This is a genomic window from Cyanobium sp. L1E-Cus (assembly GCF_024345755.1).
Lineage (GTDB): Bacteria > Cyanobacteriota > Cyanobacteriia > PCC-6307 > Cyanobiaceae > Cyanobium_A > Cyanobium_A usitatum.
Genome location: NZ_JAGQBS010000004.1, coordinates 107975 through 131511 on the forward strand (window position 1 = coordinate 107975; position 23537 = coordinate 131511).

Sequence of the window (23537 nt, forward strand, 5' to 3'; positions counted from 1 at the left end):
CCCCGCTGTCAGCCACGCATGAGTAACCAGCTGGGAAAGGGGCTGAAATGGCCTAAAAGGCGATGCTGCCCTTTTACCTCGCTGAAAATCGTTTAATCCAAAAGAGAATCAAGGTGGCGGCAGTGATCGGCCAGCTGCTCAAGTAAGCGAGCTATATGAACCCCATCGACTAGGGCATGGTGAGCTTGCACCGCAATCGGCAACATATCCTTGCCGTCCTGGCAGAAGCTGCGGCCGGTGCTGATCAAGGGAATTGACGCATAGGCCGGTATGTAGGGGTGCTGGATACCGGTGAAACTCAGCCACGGCAGGTGGGTAAGGAAGAAGCGATCGTCTAGCCCACCGCGGTAATCCTGATTGGGTTGTGCCTGAGCTGCTGCAATAGCGCTGCGGATACTTGCGTAGTCTTCTTGGAAGCAGCCGTTGTATTCAGCATCAGCAAAGCTGAAACTTTCATCCTCCAGCGCGACATTGATGGAGGGTTTGATGACAGGAAATTCCACCAGCACGTCATCGACAATGCGATGGCGAAAGCAGGTACTGTCATTAAGGGCCTTGCCAATCAGACAGCAGAGGGTGGTGTAAAAACGCAGCCTCCTTGATTCAATCGCTGTCGCGTAGCCACTGATGTCAATTGCGGTGCTGATCGAGAAAACGGGCAGGGGATGATTGCGAAAGCACTCGAATAGCCGCCGGCGAGGGTAGTGAGCCAGATCCACTGGCCGGCTGGCTTGTGCGGCTGGCTCTCCTACCGATTGTGCTGCTGTACTCATGCTGTTGCCCTCAGCTGATCGCCTCCATCCTGAGCTGGTCCTGACCGGTTGCAGGGCCATTAGCCCCCGGCGACCTCTAACTCCTCGGTGCATTCCATCTCTGGACAGATCGCATCAACCGCCTGCCGGGCTGCGCTGATCACCTGCAGCAACACCTTGGGGGATTGGCGCAGCACTGATATCCAGCTCTGGAGATAGGCGGCGTGATTGGTGAGCTCACAGCCGATCTGCAGCCGCTGCCCCAGCAGAACGCTGCCCAGCTCGGCCACAAGCTCTTCTCGGGCATAGCTGCTGGAGCCAAAGGCGCCGGATTGATCCCGCTTAAGCCGTGACTCGTGGCCGGTGGAGTGAATGGCCTCGTGGCCCCAGGTGGCATAGAGAGCTGCGGCCCCGTGGAAGCTTTCGCGCAGCGGCAGCTGGATGCGATCGGAGCTGGTGGAATAAAAAGCCCGCTCACCACCCCAGCTGGCTGGCACCGGCCAAGCAGAGAGAATTTGCTCGGCGCGGATGATCGGCTCAATCGCTGGCCGGGCTTCTAGGGCTGGCATCCGTGCCGCGATCAAGCCAGCCAAGGCATCACCCTCGAGATCGCAGGCATTGAATACCGGCACTGGCCTGTAACTAGCCCAGCTGTGCAGCACCTTCTCGCCATTAGACGCCTCCTTCTCGCTGGAGTGCAGCTGCGGCCGCAGGATGCGGACGGACTTTGAGCCTTTGCGGGGGAAGACGCCCAACTTCTTGGCCTCCCCAAAGCCGCACCAGAAGGGCAGATCGGCGCCACGCATGGCCATGCCGAGCTCCAAAAGGATTGGATTGCTGCCGCGGTAGGCACGGCCAGTGAGCAGATTGATGTGAACACCTCCGGTGTGGCAATCCCAGGGCTTGCGCCATGGCGTGCTGCCAGCTTCTAGGAGCTCGATGAGATCAAGAACCAGCGCTTCTTCTGGCGAGAGACCTGAGCTCTTGCGGCGTGACTTTGGTGCTGCGGCCATTGGACAGGGCGCAAAGGACTTGAAGTGACCGCGCCGGTGAGGGCAAGGGCGGCGTTAGCCGCTCGCGTAGCCCTTGCGCCACCTGCGCACACTGAAGTTCCCTGCGCGTACCAAACCCTTGTCCTCCAGGCTCTGTCGCACTGCTAGGTGCGCTCTGTAGATCTGCACCGATAGGTGCGCTCTGTAAACCAGCACCGCCAGGTGCACTTGGCGGGGAAAGAAATAAAGCAGGCCGCCTGTATGGCGGCCTGCATGAGTTCAGATAAGCGCCACCTCCCCAGGGAGCAGAACCCGGCGCTTCTGAGCTGCTGCCAATACCTCTTGGCGATAGAGCTCTTCTCCAGCGGCGCTGAGGGCTGAATCGATGGCATCGATTCGTGCCAGGCACTGAGCGATGGCAGGCAGCACCTCTTCTTCTAGGAGCGTGATTTCCTCTTCTCCATAGGGCTGCTCGCTCCAGGTGCGGCGCAGCGGCAGATCACGGCGCAGCAGCTGCTCGATGGAGCGCGAGGCGCGATCAAGCAGCAGGAAGGGATCTTCTTCTGGCCGGCAGAACTTGGACTGGGCGGAATAGGTGGCCATGGGATTCGGCGCCAGGTGTGGCGCAGCGATGGGACCGATCCCAGAGGCGTACTGACGGAGGAAGGAAGCACAATGGAGAGGACCCGAAGTAAGCCCCACCGGAAGCCGACCCAGCTAGGGCGAGCCTTCTGCGCAGGTCAGGTCAAGGCAGGAGCGATCAGATCTTTCGCAAACGCGGCTTATTCAGGTGATGCACCGCATGCACCACCACGCCAAATAGCCCTGAGCGATCAAAGACCTCCAGGTCCAAAGGAATTGCTGCCTCGCCTGGCCGCACCGGCTCAAGTAACCACTGCTCCCCCTGAAGCAGCAGCGGCCGCATCAAGAAGCTGCCCTGGTGGGCAACGACGACGACATGGCCGGAGCAGGGCTCCACACTGCGGTCGATCACCATCAGGTCACCGTCGTTGATCCCGTGCTGGCGCATGCCATTGCCACTGGCCCGCATGTAGAAGGTGCAGACCGGGTTGGGAATCAGGGCGGCATGGAGATCCAAGCCCTCACCCAATGAACCCGTGCAGCAGGGAACGGGCTCACCAATGGGCAGGTCGGCCAACATCAAACCAGGAGTGGCGGTAGTACAGCTGTTCTACTCCTTGTGAGGTGGGTCGGCTCAGCTGCCTGCCTCGGGCCAGGGAACCAGCTTCATATCCCCCACCTTGTTCCAGGTTTTGCATCTGGGATCCGCCAACCGGTAGATGGCGTTGCCGTCTGGCCCATCCTTGGTGACGACCAAGACCGGTGCACCAGGCCAGCCGATCCGCCAAAGCTGCTCACCACCTGCCAACACAATCAAATCGCCAGTGGCGGGGTGCTTGAGGTCTGGGGCCATCGCTGCACCGTAGAAACCCACAGGCGATTGGCTGCCAAGCCGCAGCGCAATTGGAAGGGCTCGCACGGGTTAGGGGCGCCTGGCTCCGCGCCAGGCGGCTGGGCACTAGGCCACCAACTGCTGCCGCAGAGCCTCAAGCGCTTTCTTCTGGGCCCGCTGCACCGACATGGCGCTGATTTGCAGCTGCTCTGCCGCCTGCCGGAGTGAGAGGCCCTCAAGGATGGTGAGCCGCAGAGCCGTGGCTTGAGCTGCAGGCAGCTGATCTACTAGCTGCTCCAGCGCCAGATCATCAGCGGGGCCGGCTGCTTCTTGCTCTGGGCTGGCCAGCTGATCGAGCAGGCACGGCTCGCCATCGCTGTGGCCATCAAGGCTGATATGACCCAGTGGGCACTGACCCTGCTCATGCAGCCGGCGTGGAATGCGCACTAGCCGCACCCGATCGCGCAGGTGATGCTGCAGGGCACCTGAGATGCAGCGGCGCAGATAGGGCTCTGCCGGCTCACCTGCTTTGCAGCGCAGCACTGAAAGAAGGAGGGCTTCTCTAGCTACCTGGATCAGATCCTCCCGCTCGACCAAAGGGAAGAAGCGGCGGGCTACAGCTGAAGCAACGGCATCAGCCAGGGAGAGGTGCTGGAGCACCAGGGCATCGCGGGCACGGAGGGCAGAGAGGGAAAGTGGGGCAGCCATCTGGGGACGGCAGAGAACCCCACCCCCAACGGCCAGCCGCAGGGATGTGACAAGGACGCCCCAACGGGGCGCATGGCCCGATCCTTGACGCAGCGCGAGGACTGGACGAGGGATTTAGGTGGGTGTTTGACGGCCTGATGGGAACCCAACACCACACACCTCATCTGGCTGCTGACCGGATCAGAGCAGAAGCCCCAGACTGGATTCATGGCGCTCAGCGTCGATGAGTAAAGCCATCGCCCTATGACTAACGGCGATCATTCGCCGCGGGGAGGAGGTCAACGTGGCCTTATGGCCTGAGATCAGCACCGTGAGCTGAAGAAACCCCGTGAAAACCCCTGCGCAAGAGGGGGAAACGCCCGATTCGTGGGCACTTTTATTGCAAGCAGCCTAAATCTAGATCAATTAAGCTTATACTGCCTACGAAAGACTCCGTGGCATGGACGTAATTCATATGCAGTTCAGACCTGCTAGTTCCTGCAAAACAAGCGGCTCCCGAGATTAACTTACGAGTTACGTATATCGCTTGTATACAGATCCTTTTTTTGAGATGCGGACCTCGTAACTTCCACCTCGCTCTCCCGTTCCCAGCACTCGGCTCGAACGGCTATTGCCCAGTTTCAGCTCTTCCAAGTCAAGTTCTACTTCTGCGTCCCTTGGTTGTTGCCACTTGCTACGAACCTCCTCTTGCATTTGCTCGATACGAGAAAGCCTCTCGTTGAGCTCTGCAATTCTGGCGACATCAACGGGACTAGAAAGTCTTGCTTCAACGATCACCCCTGAAGAGCTTAATATCTCAATCTTCTGCCCACAAAGAGCAGCATGAAGACCCCTCAGCCTCTCCTCTATCCTTTGAAGCTCAGCAAAATCTGTAGAGTGCACAGGGACCAACTTCATAGTAGGTTCTCGTTATTATGTCACAATCTAGAAAAAGTGCGTGGTTCGACTTTTCTGGCGCTATCTTGAGCCCACTTTTGCGCGGCTGAACATACGAAGATGGAGCGCCATATACCAATCCAGGCAAGAGGTGCAAGTCTAACCACCACCTGACAGAAAGGCTCTACGCAAATCGGCGTCTGGATCTGCAAATCTTAGATTCTCCATAATGTCTTGAGCCATGCATTAGATGCCTGCCCCTATTGTCTCAGCCGCTTAGCCAGAAGGGGTACGTATGAAAATATCTGCAGTTCACGCGCCAATTTACGCTGCTCCAAACATTAAATCGGTAGATCGACTATGTTGTCAAGTCTTTGGTCGGCGATGTTCGGGGGAAGCAAAGCCATCTATGATCGATAAATACTCAGACTAATCAGCTAATGCCGGGTATAGATCCTCTGACGTGCTCGGAAGATCAGCTGATCTCTCAGCCAAATACTCCGGGCGGAGAATCCCGGACAAGCCCATCACTACAGGTGGCTGGATCGGCTTGAGCTGCTGGGCTGTGGCTTCTAGAAAGGCCACCAGGATTGTGATCAGCAGGATGTAGTCGCGCAGGGCCTGGTCCAATGGAGCATGGGCTGTTGGCGGCTGGGCTGCTAGCACCGTCTCCAACGTCGCCCAGAGGGGATTAGCGCGGGCAATCACGTAGACCTCCGCTAATCGAGAGCTGTGCACGGGGTCGGAAAGGGAGGCTGATTCGGCCGAGTGGGCAAAGGCGTTGCGCAGCTTGCGGAGGGCATTCAGGGCCTTCTCCACGCCGGCATCAATCAAGCCCAGCCGCCGGGCCAGTACAACCTTGGCGCCGATGGAGCCAAGCGGGCGATCAGGCAAAAACAGGCCATCATTTTTGGCAGTTGCTGGTGCCAGCACCGCCTGCAGCAGATGCTCCAGGGCTGCATCTACGCGAGCCACCCCCACGAGCACCGCACCACGGCCACGCTCCTCGAGCATCTGCAGCGCGATGGTCTTAGCGGCCTGTGCTGCGACGAAATCAGGGGAGAGATGCGATTCCGGAGTGGCCATTCAACTGAGAGCAGCAGGCCTATCTTCGTCTTTCGCACGGGAAATAGCTACAAAGACGATGGGGCAGGCAACAGTGAGTTCGCTGCTGCGTTTCACGGCCATGCAACTTATTCAAATTGAATGGAACGACTGGAATTTCTTCTGCCCGGCATCCGGTAAACCTGTCTTTAAGCAGACGGGAGAGCCCAATGCCTCAACGGTGCGGGGCTTCTGGTGCCACGAGGTGCCGGACAAACCCAAACTGCTTTGCGAAGAGCTACAGGCCCAGTGGGCTACCTATGTCGCCATTCAGGACGCGCTCAACGAAGGTGTCGATGTGGTGGCTTTCCTAAAGGGTGTGGACGAACCGGGGTATGTGGCCTTTGAGATAAACAATACCGGCTTCTTTTATGGCCCTATGAGCAGAACTACCTGGACGGTGCTTGACCTCAATTTCAAGGAGGATGAATGAATTCACGTAACAGAGCGATGCCACCGCTAACAACTGCTGATCTGTTGGCAAGCTACGCCGAACGCATCGGCCAGCCGATGCCCCATGGTCTCATCCCTACTGATCTGGAGATGCAGTGGATGGGACAATTGCTCTTTGGCAGTGGTGTTGCACTGGAGGATCGGCCCTACCGAGTGCAACCCGATGTAGACGACTTCTTGCGTGAAGCACTTGAAGGCCACTTCGCTATTGGATTCTGGGGCCATGGCATTCAAAGTCACGCATTTTATATCCAAAGAGTAGAGCCGTGGTGTCGAATCTATCTAAGAATTCCGTATGGGGGAATCTATTCAGATCATCAGGCGCAAGCGATTGAGCTGCATCGACTGCTGCTCTGGTTGCCTGAATTCCTCAGAGAGGCGAGAAGTCAATGCCGCCATTTGAAACTCGTGGATTCAATGGGAGATGGTCAGCTGCGGGCGGAGAACGATGACGGAGAGATCTTCGAATGCCACTACAATGCTATCAAGATGGCAAGCAAATTGAACAGAATGTCCGATCTTTTCGGGGGCAACGGCACTGCGCCTACCCGTTAAATTGCTTAGCCATCAAGGCCTATGCCTTTATTCAAGGAAGACAAGAGATGTGCAGGAAAATCAACTTCTCTTGAGCTGCTGCTCGGGTGGCAATTCGGCATGGAGCTTCTTCAGGCTACTAAGGCTAATCGTGCGCACACCGCGATTGTTCGGAGTACGGGCGATAACCCAGGCATTACTGGCTGGGCCTCCATAGATGAGCTCCAGAGATGTGCGCCTTATCCGCACAACCAGTAATAATCCTTCTCCACCATAGATAGGGATGTATAAGCCCTTGCCGCTGGTGCGAATTTGAACTGGCTCGCCTACCGCGGTCTCTGCATCAAAGTGCTTGGTGTTTCCAGGCAATAGCTTAAGTCCAAAGGCATCGGCAGCTAGAAACTCACCTGGCGTGCCGACACAGAAGCCAGATGGCGTACATGGTCTTCCATCGCACTCCTCGCTCAGCTCGTCGCAGAGCTTATAGAGCCGATTAAGTAGCTGATGAATCCGCTTTGAATTAGCCATTCTTTAAGATTGCAGACTCAGCCCGTACTGATGTTGGAACTACCAATAAATGGTGATGGCTTGCCGCTGTAGCTAATCACGACGCGTTTTTTGGCGCGGGTAGCAGCTACGTGCAGTAATGAGCGTTCCTGTTTTTCAAAAAGCTCGCGAGACAGCTGGTCCGGGCGCTGCTCAAGTTCAAAGCGAAAAGGCATCTGAGCTACATCAAGCCCGGGGATGAACACCTGATCAAATTCCAGTCCCTTGACCCTGTGCATGGTGGCTAGCCGTAGGGCGGGGTCACTGGGATCATCTGATTCATCTTTTTGGATAATTCTGGTTGAAAATCCTTCTTGCTTTAAGGCGTGGTTGAGTTTCTCAACTCCAATCTTGGTGCGAGCGATGACGCATGTGGCAGCTAGCCCCCCCTGCTCCTGCTGGATCTGACGCAAGGTTGCAGCCAAGAACTGTTGTTCTTCTGCAGGGTCTACAAATGCCTTGATCAGCGGTTCATCACCATGCAGAAGTGATCGATAGTCAGTAGCTGGATCCAGGCCTCCATCGAGGTCGTCGAAATCGAGACCATGCAACACCGCCGTCGCCCAGGCGCGGGTCTCCTCTGTGGTGCGGTAATTGATGCGCAGCTTGCGTGAACGGCCGCGGATCTCAATACCGCAACGGCTAAGCACCACAGGCTTTCCATAGATGCGCTGATGGGGATCGCCAACGATGAACAGATCATTGGCATGCGCTCCACCGACGATAGTGCGTAACAGTGAAAAGCCCGCAATATCAAGATCTTGTGCTTCATCAACTACCACAGATGTATAGCGGGCATCTAGAGCTGATTTCTCAATCAGATCAGTAGCCGCTTGTTTGGCTTCCTCTGGCTCCCACAGACCTCTTTGGCGTAGCTCCATGCGCATTGCATCAAAGACGGGCCAGATCTGGGCTCGGTTTTGGCGTGTGAGACGGGTGCCCCGGCCCACGCGCCGAGCTGCGAGATATTCCGGCTGGGTGCGGCAGCCATTGGCAAGCACCACCTCTTTCCACTCCTCTTCATAAAAGCGTCGGTCAAGGCCCAGAGAGGTATCTGCAATAGCCATTGCCAAATCCCAGCAAGCCTTACGGGCGTTCTCATCGAATACCCGAACCGGCAACCCCTGGCCTTTGAGGAAAGTGGAGACCCAGCCATCGAGATGGATCACTTCAATCCGTTGTAGTTCTGCGGGACTACAGATCTTGGTGAGGCTGCTGCGGATGTCGGTGGCCAGGTTGCGGGTGTAGGTCGTAAACAGGATCCGGCCGCTTGTTTCCGATTTGTTTAATTGCTTGGCAAGCCAGCGCGCCCGGTGCATGGCCACAACGGTTTTGCCGGTACCCGCTCCGCCAAGAACGCGGACGGGACCACTCCAGTCGCGTTCCACCAAGCGGCGCTGGCTGGGGTGAAGGAATACCCGCCACTGTTCCAGCGGTGCGGCCAGCATCGCTTCCAGCTCATCGTCATCGGTGATGACCAAGAACTCGGCCTTGCTTTCCGGGGTCTCCAGCGCGGCGGCCAGATCATCGGGGTCGATGTGATCAGGGCGTTGCCGCTCAAGCTCCTCGATCACAGCTTCAATCGGCCGGCCCTCTGCCAGCAGGATCAAGCCATCAACGCAGTCTTTTGGTACCCACTGGATCAGGCGACTGAGACTCTCATCGCTGCAAACCGCACGTACTGCTGGTAACAGGGCTTCCGGAACGCCGAGCAGCATCAGTTGATCATTGTCACAATGGGCAAACAGGGAGGGAGAGCCGGTTGCAGCCACAGGTGTGGCTTCCGCTTGCTGCGGGGTCGAACTGGACTTGGCCAGGGCTTCACTCACGGCTGCTGCAATGGCATCGCCCACCGCTACCTCAGCTGCTTCTACATCCACCACCTGCAGGGCACCGTTGACGCGGTTGACATGGCAGGTGCGACGCCGGGCCCACTGATAGGCGTCGTCGTGTTTGTCGATCCAAAGCAGCACGTAGGTGTCGCCCTCCTCTGGGGCGCGCACGATGCAACGAATGTCCTGATCCACCCTCAGCGATCGGATCATGGGATCCTTGCCGCCTTCTATGCGCTCGTAATTGAGACCAGTACTGCGAGGGTTGTCGCGAAACTTGGAAACAAAGGAAGCGGCCTTGCTGCGCCCCTTTTCAGGCAGCTTGTTGAGCGCCTTGAGGAAGTCGCTGGAGAGGGCAACGGTGAGGCGGGGCTCGCTCATGGGATGGGCGCGGTGGCTGGTGTTTGCAAGGCGTCGATGATGCTGGCGGCAGTTATGTCAACGGCGTTCAGGTCGGGAGGATCTTCAATCGACCAGCAACGCCAACCTGCAGCTTCAAAGCAGGGACGTTGATCCGCATCCAGGATCACTGTCAGCTGCTGATCCGGCCAGGCCAATTCGGCTTCCGCTAAGACTTCTCCCTTCGGTCCCTCCAGTTCGTAGCCCAGTTCCGGCAGCGATAGAGCGTTTTTGAAGATGACTGGTTGCAGTGCGCTGAGCAACGACTGGCAGGAGGGATGGGCGAACCTGATCAATTCCTGCCAGGCGATGGCCTCCTGTGGCTGGGCCGTTGGACTCTGTGCCGCAGCAGCGGCGGAAACCCCTTGCACCCAAACCTCGTAGGGCTCAAGGGAAGGCGATTGCTCTGCTCCGCCCCACCCTGGCGTAGAGATCAGCTCATGGGGGATGAACTGGAACAGGTTTGCTTGGCGCAGCCATTCGCGCCAGGCGGCTTGTTGCTGCTGGTCGTTGCCGGCTGCATCCGGCTCGAAATGGATGACGCGGAAGCTGGCGGCGGGGTGCAGGTGCTTATGCAGCTCAAGGTCCGCAAGGTTTAGGGCCCTTAGGCCCGGCGCTATTTCCAGCTGCTGCCCCATGCACTGGCCGGTCGCTGACACCCGCCATTCCTCGATGTGGGGCTGGAGCTGCAACTCCTCAATGGCTTGAGTCAGGTCAGGGGCTGAAATCAAGGATGGTGTGATTTGGGCCTGGGCGAACTGCTGGGCCAGACCTTGCCACCAGGCCTCGCTGGGATGGAGCAAGTAAGCCATCAGTAACTCCAGGCTGCTGGCCAGCTGGGCTTGGCGTGCTGCCAGCGTTGGAGCGGGCGGTGTCACATGGTTAGTGGTGTCTTCAGGCCACCAGCGTCTGAACAGCTCCGGCCGGTCGATGAAGGCTGGCACCACGCCCAGTTGCAGCCCATTGGGCACCAGGGGGTTCTGAGCGCTCGGAGGCTTCTCAACAACGTCATCCCAACTCAAGCCCCAAAACAGATAGCGGCCACTGCGTTGCAGCGCCATCCGCTGCTGGGCATCAGTGGCCAGGCGTCCGCGGTGGTATTCCCAACCATCGGTATAGATCGCAATTGGCTTGCCGCCGGCGGTAGGGGTGAGCAGGAAATCAGCCCTAGAGAAGACTCCAACCCCTTCGCTATCGCCAATCGGCACCTGCTGCTCCAGCTTCCAGCTGACGCTGTGACTGCCGTTGCTCAGCGTGAGCAGATAGCCCTTGCGGCCATGGATCACGTCGTCGCGCAGGGAGGCCTTGGCGCCTTCGGGTAGGCCTTTGCCCTCGCGCAGTTTTTCGAGGAAGCGCAGTTCGAGTTCACTTTCAGCGCGCGTGTTGATGCTCACCTCCGAGAGGCTGCGTTCGCTGGGCTGGAGCTCGGACCAACGCTTGAGGATGGTCTGCAGCTGCTCGATGGCGCGCAGTTTGCTGGTGTGCTCGCGATCAAACCGCTCGCGATAGCGAAAGATGCAGCGGTAGCACCCATCGCTGCAGGCGCAGCTCTGCAGGGACTGGAGTGAGAGCTGGAACACCTCCTTGAGGTCTTCACCGCCGCGATCCATCAACTGGCGCACATAGCCGGTGCCACCAGGCACCGAATCAAACAGATAGAGAAAAGTTTTGCGCTGGCGGCTGCCGGGCTGGGGCTCCTCTGCCAAGGCCGATTGGAGGTGATCTACCTTCCCCCCAAACCGCTGCTTTAGGCCCAGGTGTAGGGCACCGATGAAGGAGGGCTGGCCGGAGTCATCCCAGAAGCTGGCACCAGGCAATAGGAAACGCAGTGCTTCTGAGCGGAACTCCCGATACATGAACAGCAGCTGCCGCAGCTGGGCGTCATCGGGCTTGTCGCGGTAACGGCAGCCCCAGGTGTGATTGCTGGCCTTGGCTTTGCCGTGCTGGACCTTGCCGCAGCTGCGGCACAGCTCAAATCCACGCACCTTCAGGTTTTTACCGGCAATGGTGTGGTTCTGGCCGACGGCGGCCTGCTCACCAAAGTTGATTTCGCGGAAGGTGGAGCTGGCTAGATACTCCACACCAAAGGGAAACTCCTCATCCTCGATCGCCAGTGAGATCTCGCGGCGATTGAGATCGGGAAGGATCAGCAGTTCCCGCAAGAAGAAGAGCGGGTTGCGTTCATCGGCGTCGTCACCAAACCTGCTGCGGGCATCTTCTGTTGTGGCTTGTACCTGCTTGAGCATGGTCATCTCCTTGACCTGCCCCTGATCGGCGTAGCCGCTGTTTCCGCAACGGGGGCATTCCTTGCGACCGAAGTCGTCATCGGTGCCACGGCATGCATAGGAGCAAGACGGGCAGAAACGCCAACGCTCCGGTTGATTCAGGCCCGGATCAACCTGATCAACCTTGACGCGGCGGCCCTGGGCATAAAACTGACCATCAGGAACCAGCTCACGGATGGCCACATTTGCGGGGCGTTCATAGCTCAGTGGCGGTAGTTCCTCGCTGCGGTTTTTGCCATCACCGCGAGCAGGATTACGGCGCCACAGCACGGATTTGAGGGTGACACCCGCCTCCGGGAAGGCGTAATTGGGTAGAAAGCCCTCATCGGTGAGCATCGCCAGCAGTGGACGGGCATCGAGTGCCTTGCGCAACAGGCCAAAGGCCTTCATCTCCCGGTAGATCTGGTCCTTGTCTTCTTGCTGGGTTGGCGTAAGGGCATCACCCAGCTGCGAGAGCTTGTTGAAGCGCTCGCGCAGCCGCCGGGCTTCGGCGCTGAGCCGTTTGCGCTCAGCGATTAGCTCCTCGAGACGTTGCAGCAACTCTTGGGCATAGGGCGCGCTGTAGGGGGATTCAGCAGCGGCAAGGAAAATTCGGCCTAATTCCTGGCGACTGGTTTCAGCAAGGGTGGCATCAAACAGCCCTAGAAAGCGCTTCAGCAGCTCGCCTTGATTGGCATCGCACCAGCTCAGCCAGGTGTAAGGAAAGGCAACCTTGACACTGCCGGCTCCCGATTGCTCCACCGCATCGAGTACGGCTTTGAGCTGCTTAGGCAGGGCTTGGTGATCGATGCCACTTACGACCCAGCGATCGAGGCTGTAGGCCAGTAGCTGGCGGCGCAGGATGGCGGCTGCATCGAGATAACAGCCAGGTGGATTCACCTGACCTTGCAGCATCTCGCGTGGATCGGAAAAAAAGTAAAGGTCGTGGGCGGTGCCGGTTACCAGCGTGCCGACTAGGGCGTTGCCATCGCGCCTTCCGGCGCGGCCAATGCGCTGCAGATAGTTGGAGGGTTCAGGCGGAACGGAAGCCAGCAGAACAGTAGAGAGATCGCCAATGTTGATGCCCATCTCCAGGGTGGAGGTGGCGGAGAGCAGGTTGGGATCGCTGCGGTACTCACTGCGGATGAACTGGGTTTCCAGCCTCTCGCGATCGGGGCGCGGCAGTAAGCCGGTGTGCTCACGCGCCACGATCCTGTGGACGTCGCCGCGCTCGTAGAGATGGCGGTAGAGCGGCAGGCCGCCGCGGGGATCAAGGCGATATTCACCGCCGCAATGGCGCACTTGGCATGGCATGCCATCCCAGAGGCTGAGCTGCTCGCTTAGTACCGTCTGGGCGTCCTGGCAGGAGGAGCAACGCAGGCGTTGGGGCTTGGCGCTGATCTGAATACGGGCACGAGGAATCGCCCAGATGTGCTCGCTGCGGTTGCCTTGGATCTCCAGCAGGAGCTGCGCCTCGATGAGTGCGGCCACCACTGCCTGCAGGGCTTCTTTTTGTTGCTCAGGATCAAGTGGTGAACTGGGTTCAAGGGTGCGCAATAGCCAGTGCTGCGCCCAGGTGGGCCGCTCGCGCTCACGCACCAGCTGCTCGAAACCACCCTTCCCGCGGTGGCTGGTTGGGAAGCTAGGCCGCGCTGAGGTGGGGCCAAAGCGGGGGGTATGGGGAATTTTTTGGTTGAACACGAAGGTGTCGTTGCCACCTGAGAGCAGGTAATCGCTGCCTTTGCCGTCTTTGCCGAGCAGCTCGGGTACATCAAGGCCGCCGCGTTGGCGCCAGTGATGCAGCAGCCCGACTACCAGCTGCTGCACCTGGGAGCTGCGGGCTTGACGCAGCGGCTCGATTTCGTTCTGCAGACGGCTCAGCAGGTCGGGCAGCAGGGCATTGATGGCCTGAGGATCGACTCCTGCCGCCAGCGAACCGGCTTGTTCCACCGATGAGCCCAAACGGGAGCGGTAGCCGAATTCGGCGGCCACCTCCCAGCGCAGCCGGTCACACACCAAGCGCAGCAAGGTGCTGTCTACATCCAGGCATGGCGTGTCCTGGTGCTGCAGGGCATCCCATTCGCGCAGCCATTCAAGGTCGTTTGGGATGAAGGTGGCAGCAAAATCCACCGGGTTGGGAAAGTGTTGCCGCCAGTCGCTGATCAGGCGCTCCTGCAGCTGATCCAGGGTGATTGGGCCGGCTAGCTCAAGCTGGGCTTGCCGTGCAGTGGTGGTGAGCGCTGTGCGGAAAGAGGTGCGGTAGGCGCGGGCGGCAATGAAGCCGGCGCGGTGGGCGGCGTCCTGCACCGAATCGCAGAAGGCCAGCAGCTTCTTGTCGCCGTTGAAGGGCGAGGCAAACAGGGCTGCACTCCAGGTGCTGGTGAGGTTGGCGGCAGAAGAACCAATCAGCAGTAAGCCTTGCTGGGCACCGCAATGGGGGCAATCACGGCTGACATGGGGATGGTTGTTGTCGTCTTGGTAGCTGCAATCGGGAATATCAACGGCGAGCAGGTTGCGGCTTTGGCAGTTGGGACAGATGCCATTAGCAACGTCTTGGCCGGGGTGGAATGAGAGGCAGTCGCCACAAACTCGATGGCCTGCCGTGCTGGCGCCGGTTGGGAAGAGATAGCGAAGCTCCGGCGCACCAGAGAAAAAGGCTTTGTAGAAGCCCTGCAGATTGCTGCCGCGATCGAGGCAATTGCTGCCCTGGCTGATCACGGTGGAGGCCCAGGCGGTGGCACCGCAGTCGCGGCAATGGACGACCGGCAAATGGGGGCTGGCTTCTGTTCCTGATAGGTCGTCGGAATGACGTAATTGGGGCACAGCTTCTACTGAGGCCACCATGCGTTTGAGCTCCCTCAGCCAGAGCTGCTGGCGCAGGTTGAGCCAGGGCACGACCACCCCTTGGCCATTGAGCAAGGTGGTGCTGCGCCGGGAATGGGCCACCAAGGCAAGGAGGCTTTCAAGCAGCAATACCCGATAAGGGCGGCGGAAGCGATCACCTAAGCCCAGCTGGCGGGAGAAGCGATCAAGCAGCTCCTCGATTGAGCAGGTGCCAGCGGCCTGGCGTACGAGGTTTTGTACAGCAGGCAGGGTGCCGAGCCGTTGACCTAAAGCCTGGCGCCAGGACTCGTCGTTGACGTTGCCATCTGGTGGCGGTGGCAGGGTGTCGCCCAGCCAAAGCTGGGCCTGCAGGGCGAGGTAAGCCGCTGCGCTTTCGGCATTACTGGCATTGAGCTGGTGCTCTGTATCCACCCCAGGCAGCGACAGGGCATAGAGCCCCTCCTCTCCATAGGCGGTGTGCGCTGTGAAGAACTCCTCTGGCTCGAGGCGTTTTTCTTCTATTAAGGAGGCTGGCTCAAAGCTGCTGGCAAATATCTGGCCGGCGTAGCTGAGCATCGCCTCACGTGATTCGGGGCCTCCGAGGGTGGCGGAGGTGCCCACGCACACCAGCTCCTCGCCGGGGCACTGGAGGCGATCACGCAGGCGGCGGATCAGACAGGCCAGATCCGTGCCCTGGGCCCCGTCAAAGCTGTGGAACTCATCGACAACCAGATAGCGCAGAACACTGCTGCCATCAAGCTGGCGCCCGTTGTGCTCCCACAGGCTTTGCACATGGGGCTGGATGAGCAGGTAGTCGAGTTGCTTGTAGTTGGTAAGCAGGATGTCGGGCGGCGCCTTGTGCAGAGCCTCCTTATCGGTGATCACGCTGGTGGCGGTCATCGCCGCTGTGGGCGTGTCATCGGAGGAGCCGATGTAGAGCCCAGCGCGCAGACCCGCCAAGGCAGGAATGGTGTGGATCAGACCGGCGATACGCCGTGATTGATCGGTGGCCAGGGCGTTCATCGGGTAGATGAGGATCGCCTTGATCCCACGGGTGCCTTGGATTCGCTGCTGCCGGCAGTGCTCGAGCAGGGGCAGCAGGAAGCACTCGGTTTTGCCTGAGCCGGTACCTGTGGCCACCAGGGTGTTGCCTGGAGTTCCAGGCAGCAGCCGCTCAAAGGCCTTCTCCTGGTGCAGGTAAGGCGGGAAGGGCAGAGGGATCTGGGGGAACCAATCGCGCCCAGATCCCTCGCGGAACGGCAGGGAGACTGAAACGAACGGGCCCTTAAGCAGCTGATCTCGATCGGCCAGGAAACGGTCGATCAGGCCAGAAAAGCCTGGTGTGGTGGGGTGAAAGGCGGTGCGGATGGCATCGCAGGCCACCTGCTCCAACTCGCTGGCAACAACGGAGGGGAGCAAGGGATGCTGCAGATCTGCACCTTCACACTAGGCGAGATCTCAGTGCTGCCAATCGATCCGTATATATGCACTCATTGCATAAAAAATGCATAGCCGTCAGAACAATCAGGTAGAGCGAGACGGTGCTGGCTGCTATTCAGATCCGATCAGGAGGCCTAACCTCACTTCATGGTGATCACCAGCCCCGCGATTGACGCCGACCTGCAGGCGGTGACGGCAGCCCTGGCTGGGATTCAGCCCAGTCCACGGAGGCTGGTGTTGTTTGGATCGCGGGGCCGCGGCGACGCTCGGCCTGATTCCGACATTGATCTGCTGGTGGTGATGCCCCAGCCGACCCTCACACCGATCGAACGTCAATTCGCGCTGCGATCGCTGCGGGCAGCGTTGCGGCCCTTGCCGCTGCGGGTGGCGGTGGACCTGGTGGTTGTGGGTGAACAGGATGCCCGCGACCTGGCCGGCTCCCGCTGGCATGTGGTGGCGCGGGCGCTGCGGGAGGGCCAGGAGCTTGATGTCGCCCGCTGAAGACGCACTGCTGCTACTGCGCCTGGTGGAGCGCCACCTCGGCAGCCTCAGGGGAACGCTGGATCCCGCGGCGTTTGCCGATGAAGACTGGGGTTTTCTGGCCCAGCAAAGCCTGGAGAAGCTGCTGAAGGCCCTGCTGGTGATGCATGGCCAGGAACCGCCACGGAGCCATTCGCTACAGCGCCTGCTGCAGGAGCTGGCCGCTTGTGGCGAAACCGTGCAGCTGGCTCCCGAGCTGCTTGATCTTGATGATTTCGCCGTGCTGGCTCGCTACGACGCGGAGCCCACGCCACTCCCCGCAGAACGCAGCCGTCTCCTGGAGCTAGTTGAAGAGCTCTACGGAGATCTTCAGGCGCGCCTCAGCCTTCAGTCCTGACTTCGGCCCACTCCCAATCAGGTGGCTACGAAGCACGACCTACATGGAGTGACAAGCTCACGCGCTGGAAGGTTTGTTAAATGATTTCTAGCTCTGGAGATCTAACGAAGAACTAACTAATCAAGCTTGGTTCAGAGTAGAAAACACAAGACGTGACCAGGCCTAGACCCCATGAGCGACTCCAACCCAACTGCAAACGGTGGAGGTAGCTACGACGCGGAGGCCATCAAGGCCGGGATCCTGCAGGAATTCGCGGATCTGAAGCACACCGTCCAGTCCTTCGGGGTTCAGGCGATCAAGGACGGCACCTGGTTCAACAAGTTCCTCATGAGCTGCCTGGGCAGCTACGAGCGCAAGGTGATGGAACAGGGCGGGGCCGCCTACCTGCGGGGCAAGTACCCCGGCCTCCCCACCGATGCGATTGCCGGCAAGCTCTGCGAACTGGCAGAAAAAAATGCAGCCATTGCCGGTGGGCTCTCAGGGGCCACGGCCAGTGCAGCTGTGCTCACCGCCGGAGTGGGCTTGCCGGCCGCGATTACGGCGGTGATGGCGGAGGTGTTCTACACCGTGCGCCTGCAGCTGCGTTTGGCGTTTGACCTCCACCTTGTGTACGACATCCCCTTGGCTGCCGACGACCCGGAGGAACTCACCAGGCTCTTCGCCGTGGTCTACGGGGTGAAGGTGGCTGAAGTGGGGGGATTGGGCCTCAAGGCTTTGGGGCCGGAGGTGGCGCGGGCCCAGCTGTTTCGCCTGATCCACGGAAACACTCCGCTGATCCAGGCCGCAGCGGGCACGGTGCTCGGGCCACGGATCGCAAAGCAGGTAACCCAGAAGGCGATCCTCAAGACGGCCGTGCCGATCGTGGGCGTGGGGATCTCAGCGGGTTGGAACTACGCCACCACACGGGTGATGGGAGCGCGGGTGCGCCATGGCGTGCGCGTGTCGGCTGCGTTGCGGGAGGAGACCCGGCGGCTGCAGGGGCAGATCGGCCGTAATGAACAGGCGGAGGTGGCGGTACTCGAGGGCCTGATGGCCCTGGCCCTGGCCGACAGGAAATTCGATGACAAGGAACGGGAGGTATATCTCACCTTCCTCAAGCAGCTGGCCCTGCCGGAGGAGGAGCTGCAGCGGCTGGCCGAGAAGGTGAATGCTGATCTGGATGGGGTGTGCGCGGCCTTGCGTTCGATACAGGTACCTGCCAACCGGGAATCCGTGGCGCGCTGCTTTTGCCTGATCGCGGCGGCCGATGGCGAGCTGCAGGCCGCTGAGAAGGGGGTACTGGCTCGGTTGCTGGAGGCCCTCGGCCATGAGCAGCTGCTGGAGGAACAGTCCGCATTGGCTAAGCAGTTCCGCCGCGAGGATGGCGCCTTTGATCAGGCGCTCTTCGCCGTAGGAGATATGGCCAATTGGGCAGGGGCGACGGCGGGAGAAGCTCTGGGCTGGGCCGGCAAGCTGTTCAGCAAGGACAAGCCAGCGGAGGTGGACGCTGCAGCGGTGGTCTTTGAGGTGACGGAGGAGGAGAAAACCAATGCGGTGATCCTGGCCGGGATGGAGCGGCTCACCCAGCGGTTTGCGGCTGGGGAGCTGAGCCAGGTGGAGTACAAGGTTCAGTTCGCGTTGCTGGTGGAGCAATTGAAGAAATAAGGCAGAAGGTCATTTCCAAGACCTCCTTTCCATTCCATCGCTCACACCAGCTGAAATCGCTGGCGTTCTGCATGAGATTCGGGCTGCAGTTCGCTCCATCAACGAACAAGTACAGGTTTTTTATGCAACGCGTTTAGGAAGGCGCCTCATTCGAGGCTGCATTGCCTATCCTGCCGCTTTTGAGGCATAATTTGCAGAGATGGCATGAGGGTTGTGGAGGTTCAGGAACTCACCAATGCAGCGGCTAGCGGGGTAGACGGGAACCTGGTGCTACGCAAGGCGCTGCAGCGCGCTGGCGAGGAACTGGGGCTATCGGCCCAGGAAACGGCCCAGGCAATTGGTAAAAGTCGTACTTTTTTTGAGCAGGCACGGGCACAGAGCCGCATCGATCTGCACACCCAGCGGATGGTTGCCCTGGTGCTGCGCTTGCATCGCAGCCTCTCGGCCCTGGTGGGCGACGACATCGAACTGATGCGGCACTGGATCAACACAGCCAACCGCCACACCGGAGGCCTGCCGCGGGAACAACTGCAGGATCCAGAGCAGCTGGTGGAGCTAGTGCAATACCTCGATGCCATGCGTGGCCGCCCTTGAGCCAACGAAGCGATGTAGATCTCAATGCTTTCGCCCAGCTGGATGGGGTTGTGTTGCGGCTGGTAGAGCAACAGGGTGCCCAGGCCACCCGTAGAACTACAGACAGCTTGGATGAGCAGGCCTGGCTGGAGGATTTTCTGGAGGCCAGCAAGCCGGAGCTTCCCAGCGCCGAGGAGTGCCCGCTGCGGCATCGCCTACTGCTCACTTCTTTTCGTTATCAAAAACGCCACGGTTCGCGGTTTGCCACACGCTGGGAGCGAGGGATGTTTTATGGCTCCCGCAGCCGATTCGGCTGTTTACTGGAGGGGGCGTACTACGAATTGGTGTTTCAGAATGGGCCTGAGCATCCCTTTCCACGCAGCAGCGCGATGCGAAAGGCACTTTTTCATGTGCAGGTAAGCACCTCAAGGGCCCTGAAATTGCAGGAACAAGGCGGCAGAGAGCTTCAGGCCAAATTGCGTGATCCAACAAACAACCACTTCTGCCAAGAAACTGGCCGGCAGATGCGCAAGGCTGGAATTAAGGCTTTTGAATACCACTCAGCACGCAGCATTGAGGATGTGATTCAGGTGGGAGCCATCAGCTGCTGCGTATTCACCAGTACACCGTTTGATCAGGTAGAGGTTGTGGTGGAAGCTAACGAGAACGAAGTTGCTATTTGTTGCCTGGATGACAACACGGTGCACCATTTCCAGAGGCAGCAATTCGAAGTAAATGGAGTGTTGCCACAACCAGCAGCTTGAAAAATAGGCCTGGCTTTTAGTTGGTGTCTTTGTAAATGGTAATGGATTAATAAAGTTGAAAGCTAAATGCTTAGTGAGTTAATTCGCTCGGCTCTTCGTAAGTGACTTAACAGTGTAGCCAATTCAAGAATTTCCATGTTATTTGACTGGTTATTATCATTGTCATCAATAGTAGGAAGCCAAGCTCGCCAGCCCTGGTCTGTAAAATTAATATAATCATCCTCAGTAATAACAACAGCTGATTTGTGTTTTGGCCAAGCTAGTTCAGCCTGCGCAATTACATGCCCAGATTTGATTAATTCAAAACCAGTTTGAGGTTTAAATTTCTGAAGCATATGCTTAGGGTCAAGGAAATATTCGTAAACTGATAGGCAAAGAGAATTAACGTGCTGTCGCTCATCAATAATTGGAATTGCTATAGCTGGTGGTGGGGCTGATTGTGTATTTGCTTCGATTTGAAGTGTTGCATTTAAGAAAGCCTTTGGATCAATAGGGCCTGGCCATTGGAAGATTGAATCACCAGCCGCATCAAACAATACCCATTGCAATTTGGCATCCTTAAATTCCTCAATAAGTTGCGTTATGTATCTAGTCACTTCAGGAAGAGTGCACTCCAATTTTTGCCATCGGATAGGGACACCATTATCCTTGGTAAAATTAAATCCCCAGAAAACTTTTAATCTTTCCATGTTGTCAAAAAGAGCTTTAAAATCACCCTTTTGGTTAGTAATTTCAATCCTATAAAGCCCATCAGGAATTTTGCGCACATAGGGAGCTTCGTCCCAATTAAATAATTCAAGCAAATGCTTTGGCAGATAATCAGGCTGCTTTGCTGGTGCAAAGGTTAGAAGGAAGAGCCATTTGCGAGCCCTAGAGCAGGCAACGTAGAAGAGACGACGTTCATCATTAATAATTGTATTTAGATCATCACCAAAGATTCCTAAAAAAACTGAGCTTGGATGGATTAGTGGAAATTGCTCTGGTGCCAACAGGAAAACAACTTCTGCTTCCTTTCCCTTGGATCGATGTGCTGTAAGTGCGCTAATAGCTGTAGGAAATAATTCTTTATTGTAGATTTTTGCTAAGAATTTATGCAGAAAACTTAGGGAGCGGCCTGATTCGTTTTTCATAAAACTAAAGTGATCGGCTCCAACCTTTAGCCCCTTTGGATAGTTTGTGTGTGTTAGCACATAGAAAAAAGGTTTGAGGCTCTCTTCGCCTTGATTAGTTGCCTGAGCTATATCAAACTTTTCATTAAGCCCTAGTTGACTCATACATGCTGGGATCAATCTAAGTAGCGAGCTGATAATAGGGTCAGCTTTAAAATAATGCTCTTCTGCATCGGTAAGCTGAAGATTACTTAGGGAAACCTGAGTAACACGTCCTTTGACCTCCTTGAGGTGATCAGCGACATTGGCCTGTGCCCCTTGCCCTTCCATCAAGGCATTGCAAAACTCAACAACCTGGGGGCTACTTCGGAAATTCGTTGTAAGCGTAAGATTTTTTGTTCTCGGGAATGCATCAGAAAAACCATGGAAAAGGCTGAGGTCAGATCCCGCAAAGCGATTGATCATCTGCCAGTCATCTCCAACCGCATTCACAACAGCGTCGTTGGCATGGTAAAGAAGGGCCTGGATTATTTTCTGGTAAACTTCTGAAAAGTCTTGAAATTCATCAATAAAGATATAGCGCAGACGGGCTAGATATACCTGAATAGTTCCTTTCTCAACTGCAAATGAACTAATTCCTTGTTCAATTAAATCAATACAATCCCATTTCAGTTTTGCATAATCAGTTGCATGGTTTGCTGATAGCAGATCGCGATAGGTTTGATCTATAATGGGGAGTAGGTTGATAAATTGTCGTTCGGCTTCATCAGATGTTTTATAGCTATTTACTAAGGAGATGACATCAGCATTGCTGCGACAGCGCTGACCAAGCCTGGCAAGTGAAGTGCTAAAAAGCTTTTCAACTTCCATTGAGATCCGCTTCTTGAGCTTTGCTAGAAGCTCCTCGTCAGATAGCTTGCAAAGCTCGATATCTCCACAGCCTTGCTCGATAAGCGCTTGTTTGATAAGTCCAGCGATAGCTGCATAGTCTTCTTCCCTTCCTTCAAGAAAATTTGGTGATAAGCCGCTTAGATGAGAAGGAAAGATTTCAACTAGCTTGTATCCAGGCTTTGTATCCCAGTAGCTCCGCTTAAATTCGGATGATTCATCATAGTCTTTGTCGCCGTGCATCCCCCAGTACTCAATTATGAGTTTGTACTGCGGCAGATAGAAGTCAGGATAAATAACAACCCCATGATCAGTACGCCATGGGTATTCGTATTGATAATCGATATTGTGCTCAAAGAAGAAATCAGCAATACGCTTTTCCCCCTTTGATTTCACTAATGTGCTATCGATGGCTTGCTCCATCAACAGGCTTCTCAACTTGTCAAGCTGGTCTAGCGTATATCGTTCATTGTTACTAAGCCATTTATCCCAATCAGCTTCAAAAGATATGAGCATGAACTGTTTAATTAGCTCGGAATGCTCGCATTCAGCTGAAAGGAAGAAATTAACAAGTTCTTTAATCGTTTGAGAGAACCCCTTTTCATCAAGAATGTTTGCTTTCGGCCGTACAACGCCGTATGCAAGACGATCAAAGTTCATCACCGAATATGGGCCTTTACTTATTAAGCCCGCTTGCTCTTCAAGATCCTCAATTCGCTTGATGATGTCATTACGCGCTTCTACATTAAATACAAGAGCCAAGATATGATCAGGACTTAATCCAATGAAATGCAACAAGAATAAAATTTTTGTTGCAACTGTTTCTGTTTTGCCACTACCAGCACGCGCGGTTACTCTGATGGAATGATGGGTGTCGATGATGAATTCAAGCTGTTCATCTGTGGGGGTTCTGAACTTGCAATCTGCCAACCAGCGAAGCGTATGCTCTTTTTTTGCAGCAGTGATATGTGAGCAACTAACTTTATTGCCGATCAGCTCTGCAATTTCATGATCATTTTTACTCCAGTTGACCCGTATCCCACGCTCTGTTTTGGATAGAAGGGCATCTATTTTTCTCTTTGCTTCAAGCTTCTGTTCCTGTTTCTTCTTCTGTTCTTCTTTGAAAATAGTCTCAAATCCACCCATTTCTTGAAGTTTTTTTTGAAGCTGAAAAAAATCTTTTATATAATTAGAGTCGGCTTTTCTTGACTTCAATTCGAACTCAGCCCTGGAAAAGAGATTATATTTGCCCGGCTGTAGTGTACTTAACGGCCATGGCCCAACTATGAAATGGAAATTGAGTGGGGTATACTTAGCAAATGAAGTAAATTTTCCAACATTCCAATCAGCGTTAATTTCGGCAAATGCACCCAAGGTTTCATCGTCATCGATTAGCTCGCTAAAAAATGCAATGAAAGCCTCAAACTCTTCGCCTGAGATAAAATCATTTAAATCTAGATCTAATCGCTTGACAAGAAAGCTCCATAAGTTGCTTGTATTCTCTTTTGAAAGATGGGCTGTGTACTCATAGGAACGGTTCATGGT

General features: G+C 56.6%; 19 protein-coding genes. 7 read left to right on the forward strand and 12 right to left on the reverse strand.

The window, feature by feature from the left end:
- Positions 1-92: 92 nt before the first annotated feature.
- The 8 genes from KBZ22_RS05190 to KBZ22_RS05225 all read right to left on the reverse strand — a co-directional run bounded on the left by KBZ22_RS05190 (position 93) and on the right by KBZ22_RS05225 (position 5828).
- A complete protein-coding gene (locus KBZ22_RS05190) occupies positions 93-773 on the reverse strand; it encodes a CatA-like O-acetyltransferase (RefSeq protein WP_255021283.1) in 681 nt (226 codons plus the stop codon).
- A gap of 59 nt (positions 774-832) precedes the next feature.
- Complete coding sequence (locus tag KBZ22_RS05195; protein WP_255021284.1) at positions 833-1765, reverse strand: ArdC family protein; 933 nt, start codon at positions 1763-1765, stop codon at positions 833-835.
- Positions 1766-2023: 258 nt separating this feature from the next.
- A complete protein-coding gene (locus tag KBZ22_RS05200) occupies positions 2024-2347 on the reverse strand; it encodes a hypothetical protein (RefSeq protein ID WP_255018216.1) in 324 nt (107 codons plus the stop codon).
- A 157-nt stretch (positions 2348-2504) separates the two neighbouring features.
- Positions 2505-2906 (reverse strand): LexA family transcriptional regulator, encoded by a 402-nt coding sequence (locus KBZ22_RS05205; protein WP_255021285.1) that lies wholly within the window; start codon positions 2904-2906, stop codon positions 2505-2507.
- A 54-nt stretch (positions 2907-2960) separates the two neighbouring features.
- Positions 2961-3200 carry a hypothetical protein gene (locus tag KBZ22_RS05210; protein ID WP_255021286.1) on the reverse strand — a complete coding sequence of 80 codons (240 nt, stop codon included), beginning with the start codon at positions 3198-3200 and terminating at the stop codon, positions 2961-2963.
- 84 nt (positions 3201-3284) lie between these two features.
- Complete coding sequence (locus tag KBZ22_RS05215; RefSeq protein WP_255021287.1) at positions 3285-3866, reverse strand: sigma-70 family RNA polymerase sigma factor; 582 nt, start codon at positions 3864-3866, stop codon at positions 3285-3287.
- A 513-nt stretch (positions 3867-4379) separates the two neighbouring features.
- Positions 4380-4763: a hypothetical protein gene (locus tag KBZ22_RS05220; RefSeq protein WP_255021288.1), complete on the reverse strand. Its 384-nt coding sequence runs from the start codon at positions 4761-4763 to the stop codon at positions 4380-4382.
- 408 nt (positions 4764-5171) lie between these two features.
- On the reverse strand, positions 5172-5828 hold the full coding sequence (locus KBZ22_RS05225; protein ID WP_255021289.1) for a hypothetical protein: 657 nt from the start codon (positions 5826-5828) through the stop codon (positions 5172-5174).
- Positions 5829-5901: 73 nt separating this feature from the next.
- Between KBZ22_RS05225 and KBZ22_RS05230 the strand changes: the two genes are divergently transcribed.
- Together KBZ22_RS05230 and KBZ22_RS05235 are read left to right on the forward strand one after the other, a co-directional pair.
- Positions 5902-6279: a hypothetical protein gene (locus KBZ22_RS05230; RefSeq protein WP_255021290.1), complete on the forward strand. Its 378-nt coding sequence runs from the start codon at positions 5902-5904 to the stop codon at positions 6277-6279.
- 44 nt (positions 6280-6323) lie between these two features.
- Positions 6324-6854 (forward strand): hypothetical protein, encoded by a 531-nt coding sequence (locus tag KBZ22_RS05235; protein ID WP_255021291.1) that lies wholly within the window; start codon positions 6324-6326, stop codon positions 6852-6854.
- A gap of 60 nt (positions 6855-6914) precedes the next feature.
- Here the strand turns inward: KBZ22_RS05235 and KBZ22_RS05240 are convergent, their stop codons facing one another.
- The 3 genes from KBZ22_RS05240 to KBZ22_RS05250 are packed head-to-tail and all read right to left on the reverse strand — an operon-like array spanning position 6915 to position 16116.
- Entirely contained in the window at positions 6915-7361 is a 447-nt protein-coding gene (locus KBZ22_RS05240; protein WP_255021292.1) for a DUF6998 domain-containing protein, read from the reverse strand.
- Positions 7362-7378: 17 nt separating this feature from the next.
- Positions 7379-9592, reverse strand: a complete 2214-nt coding sequence (locus tag KBZ22_RS05245) for a 3'-5' exonuclease (RefSeq protein ID WP_255021293.1) — start codon at positions 9590-9592, stop codon at positions 7379-7381.
- Complete coding sequence (locus KBZ22_RS05250) at positions 9589-16116, reverse strand: DEAD/DEAH box helicase (protein ID WP_255021294.1); 6528 nt, start codon at positions 16114-16116, stop codon at positions 9589-9591. Before KBZ22_RS05250 ends, KBZ22_RS05245 begins: the two co-directional genes overlap by 4 nt.
- 168 nt (positions 16117-16284) lie before the next feature.
- Between KBZ22_RS05250 and KBZ22_RS05255 the strand changes: the two genes are divergently transcribed.
- The 5 genes from KBZ22_RS05255 to KBZ22_RS05275 all read left to right on the forward strand — a co-directional run bounded on the left by KBZ22_RS05255 (position 16285) and on the right by KBZ22_RS05275 (position 19995).
- Entirely contained in the window at positions 16285-16638 is a 354-nt protein-coding gene (locus tag KBZ22_RS05255) for a nucleotidyltransferase family protein (protein ID WP_255021295.1), read from the forward strand.
- Positions 16625-17014, forward strand: coding sequence for a HEPN domain-containing protein (locus tag KBZ22_RS05260; RefSeq protein ID WP_255021296.1), 390 nt, complete (start codon positions 16625-16627; stop codon positions 17012-17014). Before KBZ22_RS05255 ends, KBZ22_RS05260 begins: the two co-directional genes overlap by 14 nt.
- A gap of 171 nt (positions 17015-17185) precedes the next feature.
- Positions 17186-18658: a TerB family tellurite resistance protein gene (locus KBZ22_RS05265; RefSeq protein WP_255021297.1), complete on the forward strand. Its 1473-nt coding sequence runs from the start codon at positions 17186-17188 to the stop codon at positions 18656-18658.
- Between the two features lie 204 nt (positions 18659-18862).
- The gene (locus KBZ22_RS05270) at positions 18863-19252 is read left to right on the forward strand and encodes an MbcA/ParS/Xre antitoxin family protein (protein ID WP_255021298.1); all 390 of its coding nucleotides are present in this window, start codon (positions 18863-18865) and stop codon (positions 19250-19252) included.
- Positions 19249-19995, forward strand: coding sequence for an RES family NAD+ phosphorylase (locus KBZ22_RS05275; protein WP_255021299.1), 747 nt, complete (start codon positions 19249-19251; stop codon positions 19993-19995). Before KBZ22_RS05270 ends, KBZ22_RS05275 begins: the two co-directional genes overlap by 4 nt.
- A gap of 62 nt (positions 19996-20057) precedes the next feature.
- Here the strand turns inward: KBZ22_RS05275 and KBZ22_RS05280 are convergent, their stop codons facing one another.
- Entirely contained in the window at positions 20058-23534 is a 3477-nt protein-coding gene (locus KBZ22_RS05280; RefSeq protein ID WP_255021300.1) for a UvrD-helicase domain-containing protein, read from the reverse strand.
- Positions 23535-23537 lie beyond the last annotated feature (3 nt).